We start from the raw sequence: 19,089 nt of genomic DNA, 5'->3' as shown, positions 1-19,089 counted from the left end.
CATGAGCACTGCCGCCGCACGCACCGAGGCCGCCCGCCGCCCGCCGATGGGCTGGAACAGCTGGGACTGCTTCGGCTCCTCCGTCACCGAGGACGAGGTGCTGGCGAACGCCGAGTACCTCGCCGAGCACCTGCTGCCGCACGGCTGGGACACGGTCGTCGTCGACATCCAGTGGTACGAGCCGGACCCCGGCACGAGCGACTACCAGGAGGTGTCGGAGCCGGTCCTGGACGACTGGGGCCGGCCGCAGCCCGCGGTGGGGCGCTTCCCCTCCGCGGCGACCGGAGGCTTCACCGCGCTGGCCGCGCGCGTGCACGCCCTCGGGCTGCGCTTCGGCGTGCACCTGATGCGCGGCGTGCCCCGCCGGGCCGCCGAGCTCGGGCTGCCGGTGCTCGGCTCCGACGCGACCTGCGCCGACATCGCCGACCGCGGGAACGTCTGCCCGTGGAACCCGGACAACTTCGGCGTGGACATGACGGTGCCGGGCGCGCAGCAGTACTACGACTCGGTGATGGCGCAGCTGGCGTCGTGGGGCGTCGACTTCGTCAAGCTCGACGACGTGCTCTACCCGCCGATCCAGACCGACGAGATCGCCGCGCTCTCCCGCGCGATCGACGCGACCGGCCGGCCGATGGTGCTGAGCCTCTCGCCCGGCAAGCAGCTCTCGCTGGAGAACCTGGACCTGCTCCGCGACACCGCGCAGATGTGGCGGATCTCGGACGACTTCTGGGACGACTGGGGGCACCTGCAGGAGCAGTTCCAGCGCGCCGCGCGCTGGGCGCCGCACCAGCGGCCGGGCGCGTGGGCCGACGCCGACATGCTGCCGCTGGGCCGGATCGGCGTGCGGGCGCACGTGGGCGAGGACCGCCTCTCGCGGTTCACCCCCGCCGAGCAGCGGACGCTCGTGACGCTCTGGTGCCTGCTGCGCTCGCCGCTGATGATGGGCGGGCACCTCCCGGACACCCCGCCCGAGACGCTGGCGCTGCTGACGAACGACGACGTGCTGGCCCTGCTGTCCAGCGAGGGCAGCCGCGAGATCGTCCGCGACGGCGACCTCGTCGTCTGGAGCGCCTGGCAGGGCGACGTCCAGTGGCGCGGCGTCTTCTGGCTCGGCGACGCCCCGCGCGAGTACTCCGCGCACCTCGCCGACCTCGGCTGCACCGGCACCCCCGTCGACGCCTGGACGGGCGAGCCCCTCCCGGTCGTCGACGGCGCGGTCGCCCTGACCCTCGAGCCCCACGGCGCGCACCTGCTCCGCTTCGCCTGACCCGCCGCGCCCGCCCCGCCGCCGCCAGTGCGCAGAAGTCGCGGTAGTCGGGCGCGACTACCGCAACTTCTGAGTTCTGGGGGCGGGTCAGGACTCCGTGTCGGTGAGGGCGTCGAGGCGGGCGACGTCGTCGGCGGAGAGGTCGAAGTCGACCTGGGCGTTCTCGCGAATGCGCTCGGGGGTGGTCGACTTCGGCAGGGGCAGGACGTCCTTCTCGAGGAGGTAGCGGATGCAGAGCTGCGCCACCGAGACGCCGTTCGCCTTCGCGATGTCGGCGAGGTCGGAGTTCTCCAGCAGGCCGCCGGTCGCCAGCGGCGAGTAGCCCTCGACGAGGATGCCGTTGGTGCGGCAGTAGTCGGTCGTCTCGTCCTGGGTGTTGCCGACGAACCAGCGGATCTGGTTGGCGTGCGGCTTCACGTCCGTCGCGGCGATCAGCGACTCCAGGTCGTCGACCGAGAAGTTGGAGACGCCGATGGCGCGGGCGCGGCCGGAGTCGTAGATCTCCTCCATCGCCTTCCAGGCGGCGATGTTGCCGTCGCGGTGGTCGGAGCCCATGTCCGACCACGGCCACGGCGCGTGGATCAGGTACAGGTCGACGTGCTCGAGCTCGAGCGCCGCCATCGTGGTCTCGAAGCTGTCCTTCGCGCCGGCGTGGTCCTTGACCTCGGCGGGCAGCTTCGTGGTGATGAAGACCTCGTCGCGCGGGATCCCGCTGTCGCGCAGGGCCCGGCCGACGCTCGCCTCGTTGCCGTAGCCGCGGGCGGTGTCGATGTGGCGGTAGCCGGCCTCGAGCGCCGTGGTCACCGCGTCGTAGGCGTCGGTGCCGTCCTCGATCTGCCAGGTGCCGAAGCCGATCTTGGGGATCTCGACCCCGTTGGACAGGGTGAAGGTGTCGGTCAGTGCAGGCATGTCTCTCCTCGAGAAGTCCGGCCCCGCGCGCGTCCTCGCGCCGGGGGTGCTGCTGTTCACGGTAGGCGCGCGGGGCGGCGGGCGCAGGCCCCTTGCGGAGCCGCCCCATGCTGATCGAGTAGCGCCCGCAGGGCGCGTATCGAGATCCGGCGTCGCCAGGAGGGTGGGTCTCGATACGCCCCTTCGGGGCTACTCGACCAGCATGAAAGGACGTTGCTCCGCGATGCCGGACCAGCATGAAGTGGGCGCTCCGCCCCATGCTGATCGAGTAGCGACCGCAGGGCGCGTATCGAGATCCGGCGTCTCCAGGGTGGCGGGTCAGCCGCGGGTCACCGACCAGGGGGTGCGGAGGGCGCGCTCGGCGAGCACGCGGCGCTCGCCGGTCAGTGCTACGTCGGCGGTCTGCGCGGCGTCGGCGGCCGACGGGCCGGCGATCAGGCGCAACGGGCCCGGGTCCACGCTGAGCGCGCCGTCCTCGCCGGTCGCCGCGAGCCGCGCCGCCTCGACGTGGAAGTGCACGGTGAGCGACTCCCCCGCGGCGATCGGCACGCGCGCGTAGCCGAGCAGCTGCGCGGCCGGCCGCACGACGGGCGAGGTCGGGTAGGCGGCGTACAGCTGCACGACCTCGACGGTGTCCTCGCCGCTGTTGCGGAGGGTGACCGCGGCGTCGAGCGCCCCGTCCACCGCCAGCACCGAGGGCGCCGACAGCGCCTCGTACGTGATCGCGCCCCGGGTGAGCCCGAAGCCGAACGGGTGCAGCGGCGTGTTGTCGAGCGCGGTGATCCCGGGGTTCGAGAGCCCGAGCGACGGCTGCAGGTACGTCGTCGACGCCGACGGGAGCCGCGGGATCTGCACGGGCAGGCGCCCGGTCGGCGAGACCCGCCCTGAGAGCACGCCGGCGACCGCGGCCGCCCCGTCCGCCCCGGGGAAGAACGCCTGCACGACACCGCGCGCCGCTCCGTAGGCGCCGAGCGCGTAGGGCCGGCCCGAGAGCACGACGAGCACGGTCGGCACGCCGGTCGCGAGCACCGACGCGACCAGCTCGTCCTGAGCGCCCGGCAGCCGCAGGTCGGCGGCGTCGCAGCCCTCCCCCGAGGTGCCGTCGCCGAACAGCCCGGCCACGTCGCCGACGACGACCACGGCCGCGTCGCTCGAGCGCGCCGTCGCGACGGCCTCGGCGATCGAGGAGGTGTCCGCGGAGGTGATCGACCCGCCGGCCGCGAAGCGCACCCGCTCCTCGCCGAGCTCCGTACGCAGGGCGCTCAGCACGGTCGGGATCTCGATCCCGAGGTCGTGCCCCGGGTGCTTGGAGAGCACGTGGTTCGGGAAGGCGTAGCAGCCGACCAGGCTGCGGAACTGGTCCGCCGCGGGGCCGACCACCGCCACGGTGCCGGAGGCGAGCAGTCCGCGGACGTCGTCGTCGCGCAGCAGCACGACCGACTCCTCCGCGATCCGGAGCGAGATGGCCCGGTTGCGCGCGCTGTCGAGGTCCACCGACTCGGCGCCCTCGGGGACGAGCGGCCCGCCGTCGAGTAGCCCGGCCTCGAACTTGTGCCGGAGGTGGCGCTCGACCGAGCGGTCGAGGTCGCGCTCGTCGACGACGCCCTCGCGGATGAGGCGCGGCAGCTCGCCGTACGCCGCGGTCTGCGGCAGCTCGACGTCCACGCCGGCCCGGATCGCCAGCCGCCCCGCGTCGGCGGTGTCGACCGCGACGTGGTGCATCGCCTGGAGGAACGGCACGGCCCAGTAGTCGGCCACGACCGTCCCCTCGAAGCCCCACTTCTCCCGCAGGATCGTGGTGAGCAGGTGCCGGCTCGCGCTGCTGGGCACGCCGTCGATGTCGGTGTACGAGGTCATCACGCTGCGCGCGCCGCCGTGCCGCAGCGCGGCCTCGAACGGCGGCAGCACGGTGTCCGCGATCTCGCGCGGCCCCATGCTCACGGGAGCGTGGTTGCGGGCACCGCGGGAGGCCGCGTAGCCGGCGAAGTGCTTGAGCGTCGCGATGATCCCCGCCGACTCGAGCCCGGCGACGTACGCGGTGCCGAGCTGCGAGACCAGGTACGGGTCCTCGCCGAGGGTCTCCTCGACGCGGCCCCAGCGGTAGTCCTTCACGACGTCGACCACGGGCGCGAGCCCCTGGTGGATGCCGAGGGCGCGCATGTCGGAGCCGATCGCCTCCGCCATCTCGCCGACGAGGTCCTCGTCGAAGGTGGCCGCCCAGGCGAGCGGCGTGGGGAAGGCGGTCGCGCCGTACGCGGCGAGCCCGGTCAGGCACTCCTCGTGCGCGATCGCCGGGATGCCCAGGCGCTGCGAGCCGACGACCCGCTCCTGCAGCTCGCGGAGCCGGCGCACGCCCTCCGGCACCGAGACGGGCTCGGTGCCGAAGACGCGGGTGAGCTGGCCGAGGCCGCCGTCGAACGGGTCGGCCGCGGTCTCGGGGCCGCCCTCGAGCTTCGGGGCGAAGTCGTCGGCGGAGTCGGTGAGCCAGACGGAGCCGAGCTGGGCCGCCTTCTCCTCGAGCGTGAGCTCGGCGGTGAGGAGGCGGGCCCGCTCGCTCGCGGAGAGGGAGCGGTCCCGCCAGTCGCGACCACCGCTCCGATCCCCGGTCTCGTCGGTGCGGTCGGAGGGGACGAGAGTGGTGGAGGCGTCGTGCATCAGCCCTTGAACGCTCCGTCCATGATCCCGGACACCATGCGGCGGCCGACGAAGAAGAACGCGATCAGCAGCGGCAGCGTGGCCATGAACGACCCGCCCATCGCCAGCGCGACGTCGATCGAGCGGTTGGCCTGCAGCTGCTTCAGTGCGATCTGCACCGTGAACAGCTCCGGCGACTTCAGCACGATGAACGGCCACATGAAGTCGTTCCAGACCGCGGTGAACGTGATCAGCCCGAGCACGAACGCCGCCGGGCGGACCACCGGGAAGGCGATGCGCCAGAACAGCTGCCAGGAGTTGGCGCCGTCGATGCGGGCCGCCTGGATCAGCTCGTCGCTGACCGTGGTCGACATGTGCTGGCGCATCCAGAAGATGCCGAAGGCGCTGGCCAGACCCGGGACGATGATCGCCTGGAGGGTGTCGACCCAGTCGAGGGCCGAGACGATCAGGTACTGCGGGATGATGCTCAGCTGCGCCGGCACCGTCATGGTGAGCAGCACGATCAGGAACAGCACGTTGCGGCCCGGGAACTGCAGCTTCGCGAAGGCGAAGCCGGCCATCGCGCAGAGGATCGCGGAGAGGACCGCGATGCTCAGCGACACGATCAGCGAGTTGAACAGCGACGCGATGAACGGGACGGTGTCGAACACCTTCTCCGCGATGGCGAAGAAGTTCGTGCCCGGGTACAGGCGCGGCGGGATCGACGTGACGGCGGTCGCTCCGACCGACGCGATGACGAACATGTAGTAGAGGGGGAACACCGAGACGAGCACGGCGACGACGAGGAAGACGTACGTCGGCCAGCCGACCCCGCCGCCCTTGCCGCGGCGCTTCGGCAGTACCTTCGGGGTGTCGCCCGTGGCGACGGCCCGGGCCTGCGGGAGGGCCTGATCGATCACATCGGACATCAGACGGCCGCCTTCCGGGTGCGGGTGGACAGGTAGAAGTTGATCAGCGAGACGACCACGACGATCACGAACAGCACGACGCCGATGGCGGAGCCGTAGCCGAACTTGAACTGGCCGAAGCCCTGCTCGTAGAGGAACAGCGCGAGCGTCTGGCACTGCCGGCCGGCGCCGCAGGTGAGGCCCGATTCGGGAGCCACCAGGAGCGCCTCCGTGAAGATCTGCAGACCGCCGATGGTCGACATGATCACGGTGAAGACGATGATCGGGCGCAGCGCCGGGATGGTGAGGTGGCGGAACTGCTGCCAGCTGGAGGCGCCGTCGACCGAGGCGGCCTCGAACATCTCGCGCGGCAGCGACTGGAGCCCCGCCAGGTACAGGAGCGTGTTGTAGCCGAACCAGCGCCAGAAGACCATCGTCGAGATGACGATCCAGGAGCCGTAGTTGGTGGCCAGGAAGTTGATCGAGGGCAGTCCGAAGACGCCGAGGAACCAGTTGATCAGGCCGAAGTTCTTGTCGAAGATCTGCGCGAAGACGATCGCGGTCGCCGCGACGGAGGTGATGTAGGGCACCAGCAGCGCCATGCGCCAGAAGTTCGCCCAGCGCAGTCGCGCGTGGTTGAGCAGGTGCGCCAGGAAGAGCGCGAAGAGCAGCTGCGGCACCGTCGAGATGATGAAGATGCCGAAGGTGTTGACCAGGGCGTTCCAGAACCGGCTGTCCGCGAAGAGCTGCTGGAAGTTCGCGAGTCCGACGAAGGTCTGCTCGCCGATCGGGTTCCAGTCGAAGAGCGAGACGTAGAACGTGAAGAGCAGCGGGAAGAGCCCGAACACGATGAAGATGAGGAAGAAGGGCATGACGTACGCGTAGGGGGCGATCCGCTCCGAGAGGGAGTTGCGGATCTTCGCGGCCTTCTGGACCGGAACACTGGGCTGCTTGCGCTGCCTGGGGGGACGTATGGCTGTCGCCGTTGACACGTGGGTTACCTCCGTCGAAGGGGCGGCCCGGCGCGCGAGGCGCCGGGCCGCTCGGGTGGGTGGGGCGATCAGCCGCCGATGGCCTGCTTGGCCGTGTCGAGGGCCGTCGTCCACGCCTTGTCGGAGGTGACGTTGCCCGCCTCCAGCTCGACGAGGGTGTTCAGCAGGGCGCCGTTGATCGGCGTCGTGTCGGGACCGTTGTAGAAGGAGGGGAACTGCTCGACCGAGGTGGCCATGACCTCGCCGATCTTCGAGTCGCCGAAGAACGGGTCGGTGTAGTTGCGGACCTCGTCGCTCGCGACCGCCTCGGTGGCGGCGGGCAGGGTGCCCGAGGCCGCGAAGTGATCGGTCTGGCCCTCGGCGGACATCATCGTCTTGATGTACTGCCAGGCGGCCTCGGGGTGCTCGGCGCGGGCCGGGATGGCGATGACGCTGCCGCCCCAGTTGCCGCCGACGCCGGGGACGCTCGTGACGCGCCAGTTGCCCGCGGTGTCGGGGGCGTCGGTCTTGATTCCGGCGAGGATCCACGACGGCGCGATGGTCACGGCGAAGGCGCCGTTGGCGCGGCCGGGAGCCCAGCCCGAGGACCAGGCGGCGATGCCGGCGCTGATGCCGGCGTCCTTGGCGTCCACGGCGACCTGGAACGCGTCCTTCACCTGCGGGTTGGTGTCGTAGACGAGCTCGCCGTCGGGCGAGTAGTACTTCTCGGAGACCTGGTTGACGGTCGAGAAGAAGACGCTGGTCTCGATGTTGTCGACGAACGGCTTGCCGGTCGCCTCGGTGTACTTCTCGCCCATGGCGATGAAGGACGGCCAGTCCTTCCACATCTCGGCGACCTCGGCCGGGTCGGTCGGCAGACCGGCGGCCTCGAAGAGGTCGGCGCGGTAGGCGAAGCCGAGTCCGCCGACGTCGGTGGGCACGCCCACGACGGAGCCGTCGTCGGCGGTCGCCGCGGAGGCGGCCCACGGGAGGTAGGCGGAGGCGACGTCGTCGCCGCCGAGGGTGCGCAGGTCGAGGAAGTTCGAGCTGTTGGCGACGAACTGGGGCAGGTCGTCGTTCTGGATCATGACCAGGTCGGGCACCTTGCCGCCGGCCAGCGCCGCGGTGAGGGCGGTGGCGGTCTCGGTGGTGCTGCCGACCTCGGAGAGCTTGATCTTCGCGTCGGGCATCTTGGCGAGGTACTCGTCGACGCTGTCCTTGGCGTTGATGCCGGTGAAGGACCAGAAGGTCGCCTCGGCGTTCGGGTCGTCGGACGCGCCGCCACCGCTTCCGGACGAGCATCCGGTGAGGGCGAGGGCCACGGCGGCGGCTGCTGCGGCCACGGCCGTCAGTCTTCTTTTCACGATTGTTCCTCTTCGTCGGGGATTCGCGGGGGGTCTCGCTGGAGGAGACCGGGAGCAAGAGAACGATCTCTTGGACGCCAAGGTAGCTGGCCTTTCCCCCTCGTGCAAGCGCGATCTCGGAGTCGTTACCGCAGCGTGAGATATCGATCTCCCCTAGTATCTGTAAGAAGTTTCGCAAATCGGACCGCCACGGCCCCGGGGGAGGCGTCCCCGTGGGACTCTGGAGATCGAGCATCCGGCGCCCCGGCCGGCTCCCCTCCTCGTTCAGAAGGATGCAGCCATGACCCGACCCACGCTCGTGGACGTCGCACGGGCCGCGGGCGTGTCCCGCGCCACCGCCGCCCGGGTTCTCGCGGGCGGCACGAACGTCGACGTCCGCATGTCGGCCGCCGTCGAGCACGCCGCGAAGCAGCTCGGCTACGAGGCCAACAGCGCCGCGCGGATGCTGCGCGGCGGCCGCTCCGGCGCGATCGCGCTGATCGTCGCCTTCAACGAGCTCGACAGCCTCACCGGCACCTTCTTCACCTCGGTGCTCAAGGGCGCCGCGAAGGGGCTCTACGCCGCCGAGGTGCAGCCGGTGCTGCTGCCCGCGGACCACGACGACGGCGACCGCATCCCCAAGTTCCTCCGCTCGCGCGCGGTCGACGGAGCGATCGTGATCCTGCAGCACGAGATCACGCACCTCGCGCAGGCGCTCGCCGACTCCCCCGTGCCGATCGCCTGGGTCGGCCGGCCGCGCGTCGCGCTGGCCGAGGACGCCATCGTGATCGACTCCGACAACTACGGCGGCGGCCGGCTCGCCGCCCGCGCGCTCGCCGACTCCGGCCGGCGCCGGCTCGGCATCATCGCCGGCCCGCACGACATGGAGCCGGCCCGCGACCGCATCCGCGGCTGGCGCGACGAGCTGACCGAGCTGGGGCTGGACCACAGCCCGATCGTGCACGGCGAGTTCACTCTCGAGAGCGGCTCGGCCGCGATGGCGCGGCTCCTGCAGCGCCACCCCGACCTCGACGGCGTCTTCGCCTCCTCCGACCTGATGGCCAACGGCGCGATCCGCGTGCTGCAGGCGTCCGGCCGGCGCGTGCCCGCCGACATCTCGGTCGTGGGCTTCGACGACGTGGTCATCGCGACCACCTCGGATCCGACGCTGACCACCATCCGCCAGCCGCTCGAGGACATGGGGCGCGTCGCCGCGGAGACCGTGGTGGCCGTGGTGGCGGGCCGCGAGGTCGACCGGCAGCCGATCCTCGCGACGACGCTCGTGCAGCGGGAGTCGGCGTGAGTGTCGGGCCGGCACCGCACCGGCTGATCGTCAGCACCGATGCCGCGAACGAGGCCGACGACCAGTTCGCGATCGTGCAGGCGCTGCTGAGCGCGACGCTCGACGTCCGGGCGCTCGTGGCCGCGCACTTCGGCCGGCCCGGCAGCCTGCGGGAGTCGCGCGCGGAGATCGATCGCGTGGTCGCCCTCGCGGGGGCCGACGTGCGGGTCGTGGACGGGGCGTCCGCGGCGCTGGTCGCCGGCGGTTCCGCGGAGTCCGTGGCGTCCGAGGGCTCGCGCGTGATCGTCGAGGAGGCGCTGCACGGCGAGGGCCGGCTGTGGATCGCCGTGCTCGGCCCGCTCACCGACGTCGCCGCGGCGCTGCTGGCGGAGCCGTCGATCGCCGAGCGCGACGTCGTCGTGGTCTGGGTGGGCGGCCCGCCCTACGAGGGGATCGCCGCGTACCACCCGGAGTTCAACCTGATCAACGACGTCGCCGCCGCGAACGCCGTGCTCGCCTCCGGAGTCGCCGTCTGGCAGATCCCGATGCCCGTCTACACGATGGTCGGCGTCGGCCACGCCGAGCTGCGCACGCGGCTGGGCGGCACGAGCCCGCTCGGCGACTACCTCGTCGACCAGCTGATCGCCTTCAACGCGACGATCCCCTACGGCCCGCTCGACTTCCGCTCCCTCGGCGACAGCCCCGCGATCGGCGCCGTGATGAACCCCGCCGGCGGCCGCTGGCGCGCCGTCCCCGCCCCGCGCTTCACCGCCACCGGCGACCTCCAGCCCGGCGTCGGCCCGCACCCGATCCGCGTCTGCGAGTCCTTCGACACCCGCTGGCTCCTCGAGGACCTCTTCGCGAAGCTCCTCGAGTTCGGCCGCGCCGGCCGCTGACCGGCCCGTGCTGGGCCGTCCGCGAGACGTCTCCGAGGAGCCGAGGTCGCCCGTTGCACGGGACGCCTCGGCCGTTCGAGGACCTCTCACCGGCGACGGCACCTCCTCCGGCGCACAACATCAGCTGAGAGCACAGGGCCTCCCCTGTCAGAGGAGGGACCCCCGTCTCAGCTGATGTTGTGCGCGACTTCGGCGGCAGAGCAGCAGCCGGATCGGGTGCAGACGGGGCCACGGTCAGGCGCGGGCCGCCTTGACGTAGGCGACGAGGGCGTTCGCGTGCCCGTGGCCGAGGCCGTGCGCGGTCTTCAGCCACGCGACGACCTGCATGTGCGTCTCGGAGTCGAGCCGCTCGTCCACCAGGTCTAGCCACTCCTGGATCGGACGGCCGTAGGTGGTCTCGATGCTCGGGAAGTACGACGCGGGTCCCTTCGGCTTCGAGCCGTCGGCGGGAGGCTCCGGAGCGAGGACGCGCGAGTTGGTCATGCCGGTCACTGTAGCGGCGCCGGGGCGCCGGGTCTCGATACGCGGCTGCGCCGCTCCTCGACCGGCACGGAGGAGGCGCCGCCCTAGGATGCCGGGCCGGCAGAGCCGTGCTGATCGAGTAGCCCTCGCAGAGGGCGTATCCACCGGCATGGAGACGTGGGGTCTCGATACGCGGCTGCGCCGCTACTCGACCAGCATGGGGTGGCGGCTGCGCCGCTACTCGACCAGCATGCAGGGGCGGCTGTGCCGCTGCTCGACCAGCATGACGGGGGCGGGAGCGCCGCTCTGCGGCTCCGCTCGAGTGGCTCCGCTCGGGCCGCTCCGCTCGGGCGGCTCCGCTCGGGCGGCTCCGCTCGGGCGGCGGAGCGCGTCAGAGCCAGCCGCCGTCGACGACCCAGTTCTGGGCGGTGCACATGGCGGAGTCGTCGGCCGCGAGCCAGAGGACCAGGCGGGCGACGTCCGCCGGGACGAGGCGGCCGGGGAGGCACTGGCTGCGGTCGATCTGCTGCTCCGCCTCGGGGGTGACGACCTGCTCGAGCTGCCGCTCGGTCATGATCCAGCCGGGGATGACGCAGTTCACCCGGACGCCGCCGGCGCCGAGCTCGCGGGCCAGGGCGCGGGTCATGCCCTCGATCGCGGCCTTCGCGGTGATGTAGCCGACCAGCTCGACGAGGTCGATGTGCGCGCTGATCGAGCCGAGGTTGATGATCGAGCCGGCGCCCGCGCGCAGCATCCCGCGCGAGACGAGCCGCGCGGCGAAGAACTGGTGACGCAGGTTCACCGCCATGCGGTCGTCCCAGTACGCGGGATCGAGGTCCTCGACGGTGTGCCGGGCGTCGTTCGCCGCGTTGTTGACGAGCACGTGAGCCGGGCCGAGCTCGGCGGTGAGCCCCTCGATCGCGGACTCGAGCGCCGCGACGTCGCGCACGTCGCAGGCGGCGAAGCGGACGGCTCCGCCCAGCTCGCGGGCGAGCGCCCCACCCTGCTCGGCGTCGACGTCGAGGAAGCCGACCCGCGCGCCCTGCGCCGCGAACTGCCGCACGAACTCCGCGCCGAGCCCCGACGCGCCGCCCGTCACGACCACGGTCCGGCCGTCGAGGCTCGGGTACCGGGCGAACGCGCTCACCGCGCACCCGTCCGACCGGGGACGACGATCGAGCGCCCGACGCTCCCGTGCTCCAGCGCCTCGAAGGCCGCGCCGATGTCCTCGAGGGCGAACCTCTCCCCCACCAGCTCGTCGAGCGGCAGCGCACCCGTGCGGTACAGCTCGAAGATCCGCGGCAGATCCAGCTGCGGGATCGAGGACCCGTAGAGCGATCCGACCACGCGCTTCTGCTTCTGCACCAGGTCGTTCACCGGGATGCCCACGCTCTGCCCGACCCGGCCGAGGCCCACGGCGACGGCCGTCCCGCCGGGCTGCAGCATCGCCACGGCGGAGGCCAGCGTCTCCGGCCGCCCGACCGCCTCGACCACCCAGGGCACCCCGCCGGGGACGAGGGCGAGCAGCTGCTCGGCCGTGTCGCCGCCGCCGATGGAGCCGGACGACCCGCCGATCACGTGCGTCGCCCCCAGCCGCCTCGCGAGCGCGAGCCGGTCCGCGTCCACGTCGACCGCGACGACGGTGGTCGCCCCGGCCGCCCGGGCGCCCATCACCGCGGAGAGGCCGACGCCGCCGGCGCCGATCACCACGACCGCGTCGCCGAGGCACGCGCCGATCACGTTGAGCACCGCGCCGACCCCGGTGATCACCGCGCAGCCGGCGATCGCCGCGATCTCGGCCGGCACGTCGTCCGGCACGCGCACCACGCTCCGCTCGGGCACGACCACCCGCTCCGCGAAGCAGGACACCCCGAGCAGGTGGTGCACGGTCTCGCCCGCGGCGCTGAGCCGGCTGGTGCCGTCGAGGAGCCCGCCGGACGCCGCCTGCACCGGTCCGTACTCGCACATGATCGGCCGGCCGGCGACGCACTGGCGGCAGCGGCCGCAGTTCGGCCGCCACAGCAGTGCCACCCGGTCGCCGACGGCGAAGCCCTCGCGGAGGTCCGGGCCGAGGGCGACGATGCGGCCGGCGCCCTCGTGGCCGGGCACCACCGGCAGCGGACAGCGCAGATCACCGCGCAGGTAGTGCAGGTCGGAGTGGCAGACGCCCGCCGCGTCGATCTCGACGAGCAGCTCGCCCCGGCCGGGATCGGCGACGTCGAGCTCCTCGACGGCCAGCGGCGCGCCGAACTCCCGCAGCACCGCCGCGCGCATCCGCGTGCTCATCGCGGTCCTCCTGTCGTGCCGGTCATCGTGGTCCCCTCGTCGTGCATCGGGCGGTCCCGCCCCGCCCCGCTCAATGCGACTCCCGCAGGACGCCGGGCCCGGTCGCGCCGGTCAGGAAGTCCAGGTCCGCGCCGCGCTCGGCCTGCTCGACGTGGTCGACGTACAGCCGCTCCCAGCCGCGGACCGGCGCCGCGTAGGCGGCCGTGGTCGCGGCGGAGGGACGGCGGGCCGCGAGGTCCTCGTCGGTCACCAGCAGCGTCAGCGTCCGCGCCGGGACGTCGAGCTCGATCAGGTCGCCGTCCTGCACCAGCCCGAGCGCGCCGCCGACCGCCGACTCCGGCGTGACGTGCAGCACGATCGTGCCGTAGGCCGTGCCGCTCATCCGTCCGTCGCAGATCCGCACCATGTCGCGCACGCCCGCGTCGAGCAGGCGCTTCGGCAGTGGCATGTTCGCGACCTCGGGCATCCCCGGGTAGCCGCGCGGACCGCAGCCGCGCAGCACCAGCACCGAGTCCGCGGTGACGTCGAGCTCCGGTGAGTCGATCCGCGCGTGCATGTCCTCGACCGAGTCGAAGACGACCGCCGGACCGCGGTGCCGCAGCAGCGCCGCCGTGGCCGCGGCCGGCTTGATGATCGCGCCGGTCGGAGACAGGTTCCCGCGCAGCACGGCGATGCCGGCCGCGGGCAGCAGCGGCGACTCGGCGGTGCGGATCACGTCGCGGTCCCAGACCTCGTGCCCCGGCAGCTCGTCGACGAAGGGCGTGCCGAGCACGGTCACCGCCGTCGGATCCAGCAGCGGCCGCACCTCGTTCATCACGGCGAGGAAGCCGCCCGCGCGGAAGAGGTCCTCCATCAGGTGCGCGCCGGCCGGCTGCAGGTTGACCAGCAGCGGGACGTCGGCGCCGATCCGGTCGAAGTCGTCGAGGTCGAGCTCGACGCCGAGGCGGCCGGCGATCGCGAGCAGGTGCACCACGGCGTTCGTCGATCCGCCGATCGTGGCGAGCGCCACGATCGCGTTGTGGAACGCGGCCTTCGTCATCACGTCCGCCGGCGCGAGCTCCTCCGCCACCATCGCGACGACGCGGTTGCCCGTCGCGTGCGCGAACTGCAGCAGCCTGCTGTCCGAGGCGGGGACGCCCGCGACGCCGGGCAGCGTCATGCCGAGCGCCTCCGCGACGCAGGCCATCGAGGACGCGGTGCCCATCGTGTTGCAGTGCCCGCGGCTGCGGATCATCGAGGACTCGGACTGCACGAAGTAGTCGCTGTCGAGCGCGCCCGCCCGCACCTCCTCGCTCAGGCGCCAGACGTCGGTGCCGCAGCCGAGCGTGCTGCCGCGGAAGGTCCCGTTCAGCATCGGCCCGCCGGGCACCACGATCGCCGGGATCCCCACGCTGGCGGCGGCCATCAGCAGCGCCGGGATGGTCTTGTCGCAGCCGCCGAGCAGCACCAGGCCGTCGATCGGATTGGCGCGGAACAGCTCCTCCGCCGCCATCGCGACCATGTTGCGCCAGAGCATCGCGGTGGTCCGGACGGTCGTCTCGCCGAGCGAGATCACGGGCAGGTTGTAGGGGATCCCGCCGGCCTCGTAGACGCCGTTCTTCACGCTCTGCGCGACCTCGTCGAGGTGCGAGTTGCACGGCGAGAGGTCGGAGGCGGTGTTCGCGATCGCGATCTGCGGCCGGCCGTCGAAGGCGTGGTCGGGCGTGCCGCGGCGCATCCACGCCCGGTGCAGGTAGGTGTTGCGGTCGTCGCCGCCGTACCACTGGGCGCTGCGGACGGTGCGGCCGGTCCGGATCACCGGGCCGAGGCCCGTGGGCCGACCGGGGGTCTCGTCGTTCATCGGGGGACCGATCTGCCGTCGCGGCGGTGAGGGAGGCGGGCCAGGCCCGCGTCGGTGAGGTCGGCCGGCAGCGCGGAAGCCGGTGCCCCCTGGTAGGCGATCGGCCGGAGGAAGCGCCGGATCGCGGTCGCGCCGACCGAGGTGTGCTGCGAGGTCGTGGCGGGCCACGGTCCGCCGTGGTGCTGGCCCCAGGTGACGCTGACGCCGGTGGGCCAGCCGCCGAAGACGACGCGGCCGGAGCGCTCGGCGAGGACGGCGACGAGCCCGCCGATGTCCTCGCCCGGCCCGCTGTGCACGGTGGCGGTCAGCGATCCGTCCAGGTGGGTGAGCGCGGTGAGCACCTCCTCCGGCGCGCGGTACTCGACCAGCAGCGTCAGCGGGCCGAAGCACTCCTCGAGCAGGACGTCGCTGTGCCGGACGAAGTCGTCGACGGTCGTCACGAGCACCACGGGCGTCGTCCCGTCGGCCTGTGCGCCATGGGCCAGCACGCGGACCCCGTCCACCGACTGCAGCCGGCCGGCGGCCGCGGCGAAGGAGTCGGCGATCCGCTCGGTGAGCAGCACCGTCCCCGGCAGGCTCTCGACCCGCTCGGCCACCGCCTGGCGGAACGCGGGTCTCGATACGCGCTGCGCGCTGCTCGACCAGCATGGAGGGGCGCCGCCGCCCGCCCATGCTGATCGAGCAGCCCGCTCCGCGGGCGTATCGAGATCCGCCGCCGCCGGCACGAAGACCACGCCGGGCTTGGTGCAGAACTGCCCGCCGCCGAGCGTGAAGGAGGCGACCAGCTCGGCCGCGAGCGCCGACCCGCGCTCCTCGGCCGCGCCGGGGGTGATCACCACGGGGTTCACGCTGCCGAGCTCGCCGAAGAACGGGATCGGCTCGGCGCGCTCGGACATCGCGTCCATCAGCGCGGTCGCCCCCGGCAGCGAGCCGGTGAACGCCACCGCGCGCACCTCGGGCGCTGCGACCAGGACGAGCCCGGCCTCGCGCCCCTCCACGAGCTCGAAGGTCCCGCGCGGGGCGCCGGCCTCCTCCAGCGCCCGATCGACCACGGCGGCCGTGCGCCGGGACAGCTCCGGATGCCCGGGGTGCGCCTTCACCAGCACCGGGCAGCCCGCGGCGAGCGCCGACGCGGTGTCGCCGCCGGCGACCGAGAAGGCGAACGGGAAGTTCGAGGCGGAGAAGACCGCGACCGGCCCGAGCGGGCGGAGGAAGCGGCGGATCTCCTGCGAGCCGTCGCCGCCGATCGTGCCGGCGACGTCGATCGAGGCCTCGAGGTACGAGCCCTCCTCGAGCACGTCCGCGAAGAGCCGCAGCTGGCCGGCCGTGCGCGCCACCTCGCCCCGCAGCCGCTCGACGCCGAGGTGCGTCTCCGCCTCGGCCACCTCGACCAGGTCGTCGCGCGCCTCGTCGAGCCGCGCCGCGATCCGGCTGAGCCAGCCCGCCCGCTCCTGCCGCGAGGAGGCGAGCACCGCCGGAGTCGCGGCCGCCGCCGCCGCGACGCGCAGCTCGGTGAGCCGGGTCCCGGCCGCGGCCTGCACGCGCTCCTCGTCCGCCTCGATGCTCATCGCGGCACCACGACTGCGATCGGGCCGCTCCCGGCCGACACCTCGACCTCGATCGACGTGCCGCCGGCGGTCACCCGGTAGCGCCCGGCGAAGCCACGGAGCGGGACGCAGCCGTCCGCCCCGGTCCTCGCGGTCGTCTCGGCGTGCCACCACTCGCGGCGGATCAGGTCCTGCAGCGCGTCGTAGCCGGGCTTCCGGCTGCCGTCGCGGCGGAGCAGCCCGGAGGGCGCCCCGAGCCAGGCGCCGTCGTCGGTCAGCCCCCAGTAGGTCAGCGACTCGACCGCCGGATGCGCGAGGACGCTCCGGTAGTGCCGGACGAGCTCGTCCGCCTGCCGCGCCTCGCCCTCCTCGGTGCTCGGCCAGGAGTCGACCACGTAGTCGTTCAGGTCGCCGATCTCCGGCGGCATCAGGTCGCCCGAGAGCAGGGTCGTCTCCGTCATCTGCAGCGGCAGGCCGAAGCGGGAGAAGCGCTCGATCACCTCGGCGATCCGGTCCTCGCCGCGGTAGCCCTGGTGCATGTGGGTCTGCAGGCCGATCGCGTCGATCGCGATCCCCGCGTCCAGGCACTCCTCGATCACGTGCTCGTACTCGCTGGAGAGGTCGAAGTCGTTGAGGACGAAGCGCCCGCCCGAGCCGACCGAGCGGGCCTCCTCGAACGCCAGCCGGATCATGCCGACCCGGCCGAGGCGCTGCGCGAGCCGGGTGATCGCGTTCGGCTCCGCCGTGAAGCGGGGCAGGATCACCGTCTCGTTGATCGCGTCCCAGACGTCGACGACCCCGGCGAAGTCGGCGACCTCGCGGCGGACCCGCGCGCGCAGCACCGCCTCCACCTCGGCGTCCTCGAGCGGCAGCAGCCATTCCGGCGCCAGCGTGTGCCAGACCAGCGGGTGGCCCTTCACCCGGACGCCGCGCGCGGCGAACCACCCGGCCGTCCGGCGCAGCCGCTCGGTCTCGGGGCGCCCGCGCTCGGGCTCGAACGCCCGCCAGTAGAAGGGCAGCGTCACCGTGTCGAAGACGCCCAGCCAGGCGTCGGCGAGCAGCTGCGGATCGGAGTCGACCCTGCCGCCGAAGAACTCCGAGGCGTCGCCGCCGGTGGAGAGCGGCGGGCCGCCCAGCCAGTCGAGGAAGTCGAAGCCGATGCTGCCGAAGCCGAACGCGTGCCGCAGCTGCTCGGTGGTCACGTCCACGCCGGCGACCAGCCGGCCCTGCTCGTCGACGACCCGGACGTCGGTCGTGAGGGTGCGCGCGCCGAGGTCAGCCACGCTCGCCCCGAGCGCCGGGGTACCAGTCGTCCAGCGTGTTCTCGGTGATCGCGATGAACACGTCGTCCGGGCGGACGCCCTCGGCCTCGAGCCGGCGGGCGACCGCCTCGAACATCGCGGCCTTGGTCTCCCGGTCGTACATCCGGACCATCAGGACGCGCACGTAGACCACGTCGCGGCGGTCGCCGCCGAGGTAGTGCGGGTCGGCGACGAGGTGGCTCGCGGGCAGCGGATGGATGACCTGGAAGCGGTCCTCCGCATCCATGCCCAGGCCCTCGACGAGGCCCGCGTTGACGGCCTCCGCGTAGGCGAACCGGGTCTCCTCGGGGACGGTGTCGGCGACTTCGATGGTGACGAGAGGCATCAGGCCCACGCTTCCTTGCTCACGCGCACATCGGCGCTGGTTCGTACGGACTCCTCGATCGCGAGACCGAGGAGATGGTCCTGGCAGGCCTCGGCCAGCGGGTAGGGCGCGGGGCCGGCGTCGCGGGCCCACCGCCCGGTCGCCTCGAGGAGGTCGGCGACGGCGAGGTCGTCCTCGGACAGCCGGGTCCCGACCCACTCGTTGCGCCAGACGATCCGGCCCTCGAAGGAGGCGGTGACCACCTCGTTGCCCTCGAGGTTCATGTCGATGCCGGTGCGCCGGTACGAGATCGGCGAGACGATCACGCCCTCCTCGGTGAGGTGGGTGACGCTGTCGTCGGCGATCTCGCCGAGCGAGCCGCGGATCACGATCCGCCGGCTGAGCAGCGGGTTCCACCACTGGTTGTCGACGAAGTCGTAGAGGCCCATCCGGCCGTCGCCGAAGTCGAGGGTGCCGATCGTCGTGGTCCGCGGCTCGGGCGACGGGTCCTCGCGCCAGCCGTCGAAGGTCAGCGGATCGGCCTGGGGCGCGGTGAAGGCGCGGGCGCTCACCACGGCCTCGGCCATGCCCGCGCCGAGGAAGCCGCGGATCAGGCTGGTCGCGTGGTACAGGTGCGTGGACGCGACGTGCACGGCGGTGGCCTGCCCGATCGCCCCGCTGCGGACGACCGCCTGCCGCGCCGCGTGCCCCGGCATCAGCATGTACTGCTCCGCCACCTGCACCCGGGCCGAGGCGCCGAGCGCGCTCCACAGCTCGCGCAGCCCGTCGGCGGTCGGCGCGGGCGGGGTCTCCGCGAGCACCGGCACGCCGAGCTCCGCGAGCCGGATCGTCACGCCCGGCATCGACGGCCAGGAGACCGCGGCGATCACGAAGTCGGGCCGGTGCGCGAGGGCCTCCTCCAGCGTCCGGACGACGGGGGCGTCCCAGCGGGCGCTCATCCGCTCCTCGGCGGCGGACGAGTTCGCCACGATCGCCACGGCGCGCAGCCGCTCGGGGGCGGTGCGGGCCAGGCGGAGGTAGAACTCGGAGCGCCAGCCGGTCCCCACCACCGCGAACGTCATCGGCTCAGTCATGTCGGACCTTCTCTCTGTCGATAC

Annotated in this window: 16 protein-coding genes; 3 read left to right on the top strand and 13 right to left on the bottom strand. The window is 72.8% G+C overall.

All coding sequences use genetic code 11. The features are described 5' to 3' along the window. The first annotated feature begins 1 nt into the window (after position 1). Positions 2–1,267, top strand: coding sequence for an alpha-galactosidase (locus tag MT355_RS00245; protein ID WP_243598685.1), 1,266 nt, complete (start codon positions 2–4; stop codon positions 1,265–1,267). Positions 1,268–1,354: 87 nt separating this feature from the next. Here the strand turns inward: MT355_RS00245 and MT355_RS00240 are convergent, their stop codons facing one another. The 5 genes from MT355_RS00240 to MT355_RS00220 all read right to left on the bottom strand — a co-directional run bounded on the left by MT355_RS00240 (position 1,355) and on the right by MT355_RS00220 (position 8,032). Next, the gene (locus MT355_RS00240) at positions 1,355–2,176 is read right to left on the bottom strand and encodes an aldo/keto reductase (protein WP_243598097.1); all 822 of its coding nucleotides are present in this window, start codon (positions 2,174–2,176) and stop codon (positions 1,355–1,357) included. Positions 2,177–2,494: 318 nt separating this feature from the next. Next, positions 2,495–4,831: a glycoside hydrolase family 3 N-terminal domain-containing protein gene (locus tag MT355_RS00235; protein WP_243598096.1), complete on the bottom strand. Its 2,337-nt coding sequence runs from the start codon at positions 4,829–4,831 to the stop codon at positions 2,495–2,497. Continuing rightward, positions 4,831–5,739 (bottom strand): carbohydrate ABC transporter permease, encoded by a 909-nt coding sequence (locus MT355_RS00230; protein WP_123706487.1) that lies wholly within the window; start codon positions 5,737–5,739, stop codon positions 4,831–4,833. The genes MT355_RS00235 and MT355_RS00230 overlap by 1 nt, the downstream gene beginning before the upstream one ends. Beyond that, entirely contained in the window at positions 5,739–6,590 is an 852-nt protein-coding gene (locus MT355_RS00225; protein ID WP_243598095.1) for a carbohydrate ABC transporter permease, read from the bottom strand. Before MT355_RS00225 ends, MT355_RS00230 begins: the two co-directional genes overlap by 1 nt. Positions 6,591–6,778: 188 nt before the next feature. Next, positions 6,779–8,032: an ABC transporter substrate-binding protein gene (locus tag MT355_RS00220; protein ID WP_123446869.1), complete on the bottom strand. Its 1,254-nt coding sequence runs from the start codon at positions 8,030–8,032 to the stop codon at positions 6,779–6,781. Positions 8,033–8,333: 301 nt separating this feature from the next. On the opposite strand from MT355_RS00220, the gene MT355_RS00215 reads away from it, so the two are divergent. Next, positions 8,334–9,335 (top strand): LacI family DNA-binding transcriptional regulator, encoded by a 1,002-nt coding sequence (locus MT355_RS00215; RefSeq protein ID WP_123446870.1) that lies wholly within the window; start codon positions 8,334–8,336, stop codon positions 9,333–9,335. Next, a complete protein-coding gene (locus tag MT355_RS00210; protein ID WP_243598094.1) occupies positions 9,332–10,210 on the top strand; it encodes a nucleoside hydrolase in 879 nt (292 codons plus the stop codon). Before MT355_RS00215 ends, MT355_RS00210 begins: the two co-directional genes overlap by 4 nt. Positions 10,211–10,444: 234 nt before the next feature. Here MT355_RS00210 and MT355_RS00205 read toward each other — a convergent pair whose 3' ends face one another. The 8 genes from MT355_RS00205 to MT355_RS00170 all read right to left on the bottom strand — a co-directional run bounded on the left by MT355_RS00205 (position 10,445) and on the right by MT355_RS00170 (position 19,065). Continuing rightward, a complete protein-coding gene (locus MT355_RS00205) occupies positions 10,445–10,693 on the bottom strand; it encodes a DUF4287 domain-containing protein (protein ID WP_243598093.1) in 249 nt (82 codons plus the stop codon). Positions 10,694–11,063: 370 nt separating this feature from the next. Beyond that, positions 11,064–11,819, bottom strand: a complete 756-nt coding sequence (locus tag MT355_RS00200) for an SDR family NAD(P)-dependent oxidoreductase (protein WP_243598092.1) — start codon at positions 11,817–11,819, stop codon at positions 11,064–11,066. Beyond that, entirely contained in the window at positions 11,816–12,958 is a 1,143-nt protein-coding gene (locus tag MT355_RS00195; protein WP_243598091.1) for a zinc-binding dehydrogenase, read from the bottom strand. The genes MT355_RS00200 and MT355_RS00195 overlap by 4 nt, the downstream gene beginning before the upstream one ends. A 70-nt stretch (positions 12,959–13,028) precedes the next feature. After that, positions 13,029–14,798, bottom strand: a complete 1,770-nt coding sequence (locus MT355_RS00190) for an IlvD/Edd family dehydratase (protein WP_243598090.1) — start codon at positions 14,796–14,798, stop codon at positions 13,029–13,031. Next, a complete protein-coding gene (locus MT355_RS00185; protein ID WP_243598089.1) occupies positions 14,795–16,366 on the bottom strand; it encodes an aldehyde dehydrogenase (NADP(+)) in 1,572 nt (523 codons plus the stop codon). The genes MT355_RS00190 and MT355_RS00185 overlap by 4 nt, the downstream gene beginning before the upstream one ends. After that, on the bottom strand, positions 16,363–17,628 hold the full coding sequence (locus MT355_RS00180) for an endo-1,4-beta-xylanase (protein WP_243598088.1): 1,266 nt from the start codon (positions 17,626–17,628) through the stop codon (positions 16,363–16,365). Before MT355_RS00180 ends, MT355_RS00185 begins: the two co-directional genes overlap by 4 nt. Continuing rightward, complete coding sequence (locus MT355_RS00175) at positions 17,621–17,992, bottom strand: tautomerase family protein (RefSeq protein WP_127887613.1); 372 nt, start codon at positions 17,990–17,992, stop codon at positions 17,621–17,623. The genes MT355_RS00180 and MT355_RS00175 overlap by 8 nt, the downstream gene beginning before the upstream one ends. Then, entirely contained in the window at positions 17,992–19,065 is a 1,074-nt protein-coding gene (locus tag MT355_RS00170) for a Gfo/Idh/MocA family protein (RefSeq protein WP_243598087.1), read from the bottom strand. The genes MT355_RS00175 and MT355_RS00170 overlap by 1 nt, the downstream gene beginning before the upstream one ends. Between the last annotated feature and the right edge of the window lie 24 nt (positions 19,066–19,089).

The organism is Rathayibacter sp. VKM Ac-2929 (assembly GCF_022815495.1).
GTDB classification, from domain to species: Bacteria; Actinomycetota; Actinomycetes; order Actinomycetales; family Microbacteriaceae; genus Rathayibacter; species Rathayibacter festucae.
Note: the sequence above shows the minus strand (reverse complement) of the source record. Positions and strands in the feature narration are given on the sequence as shown.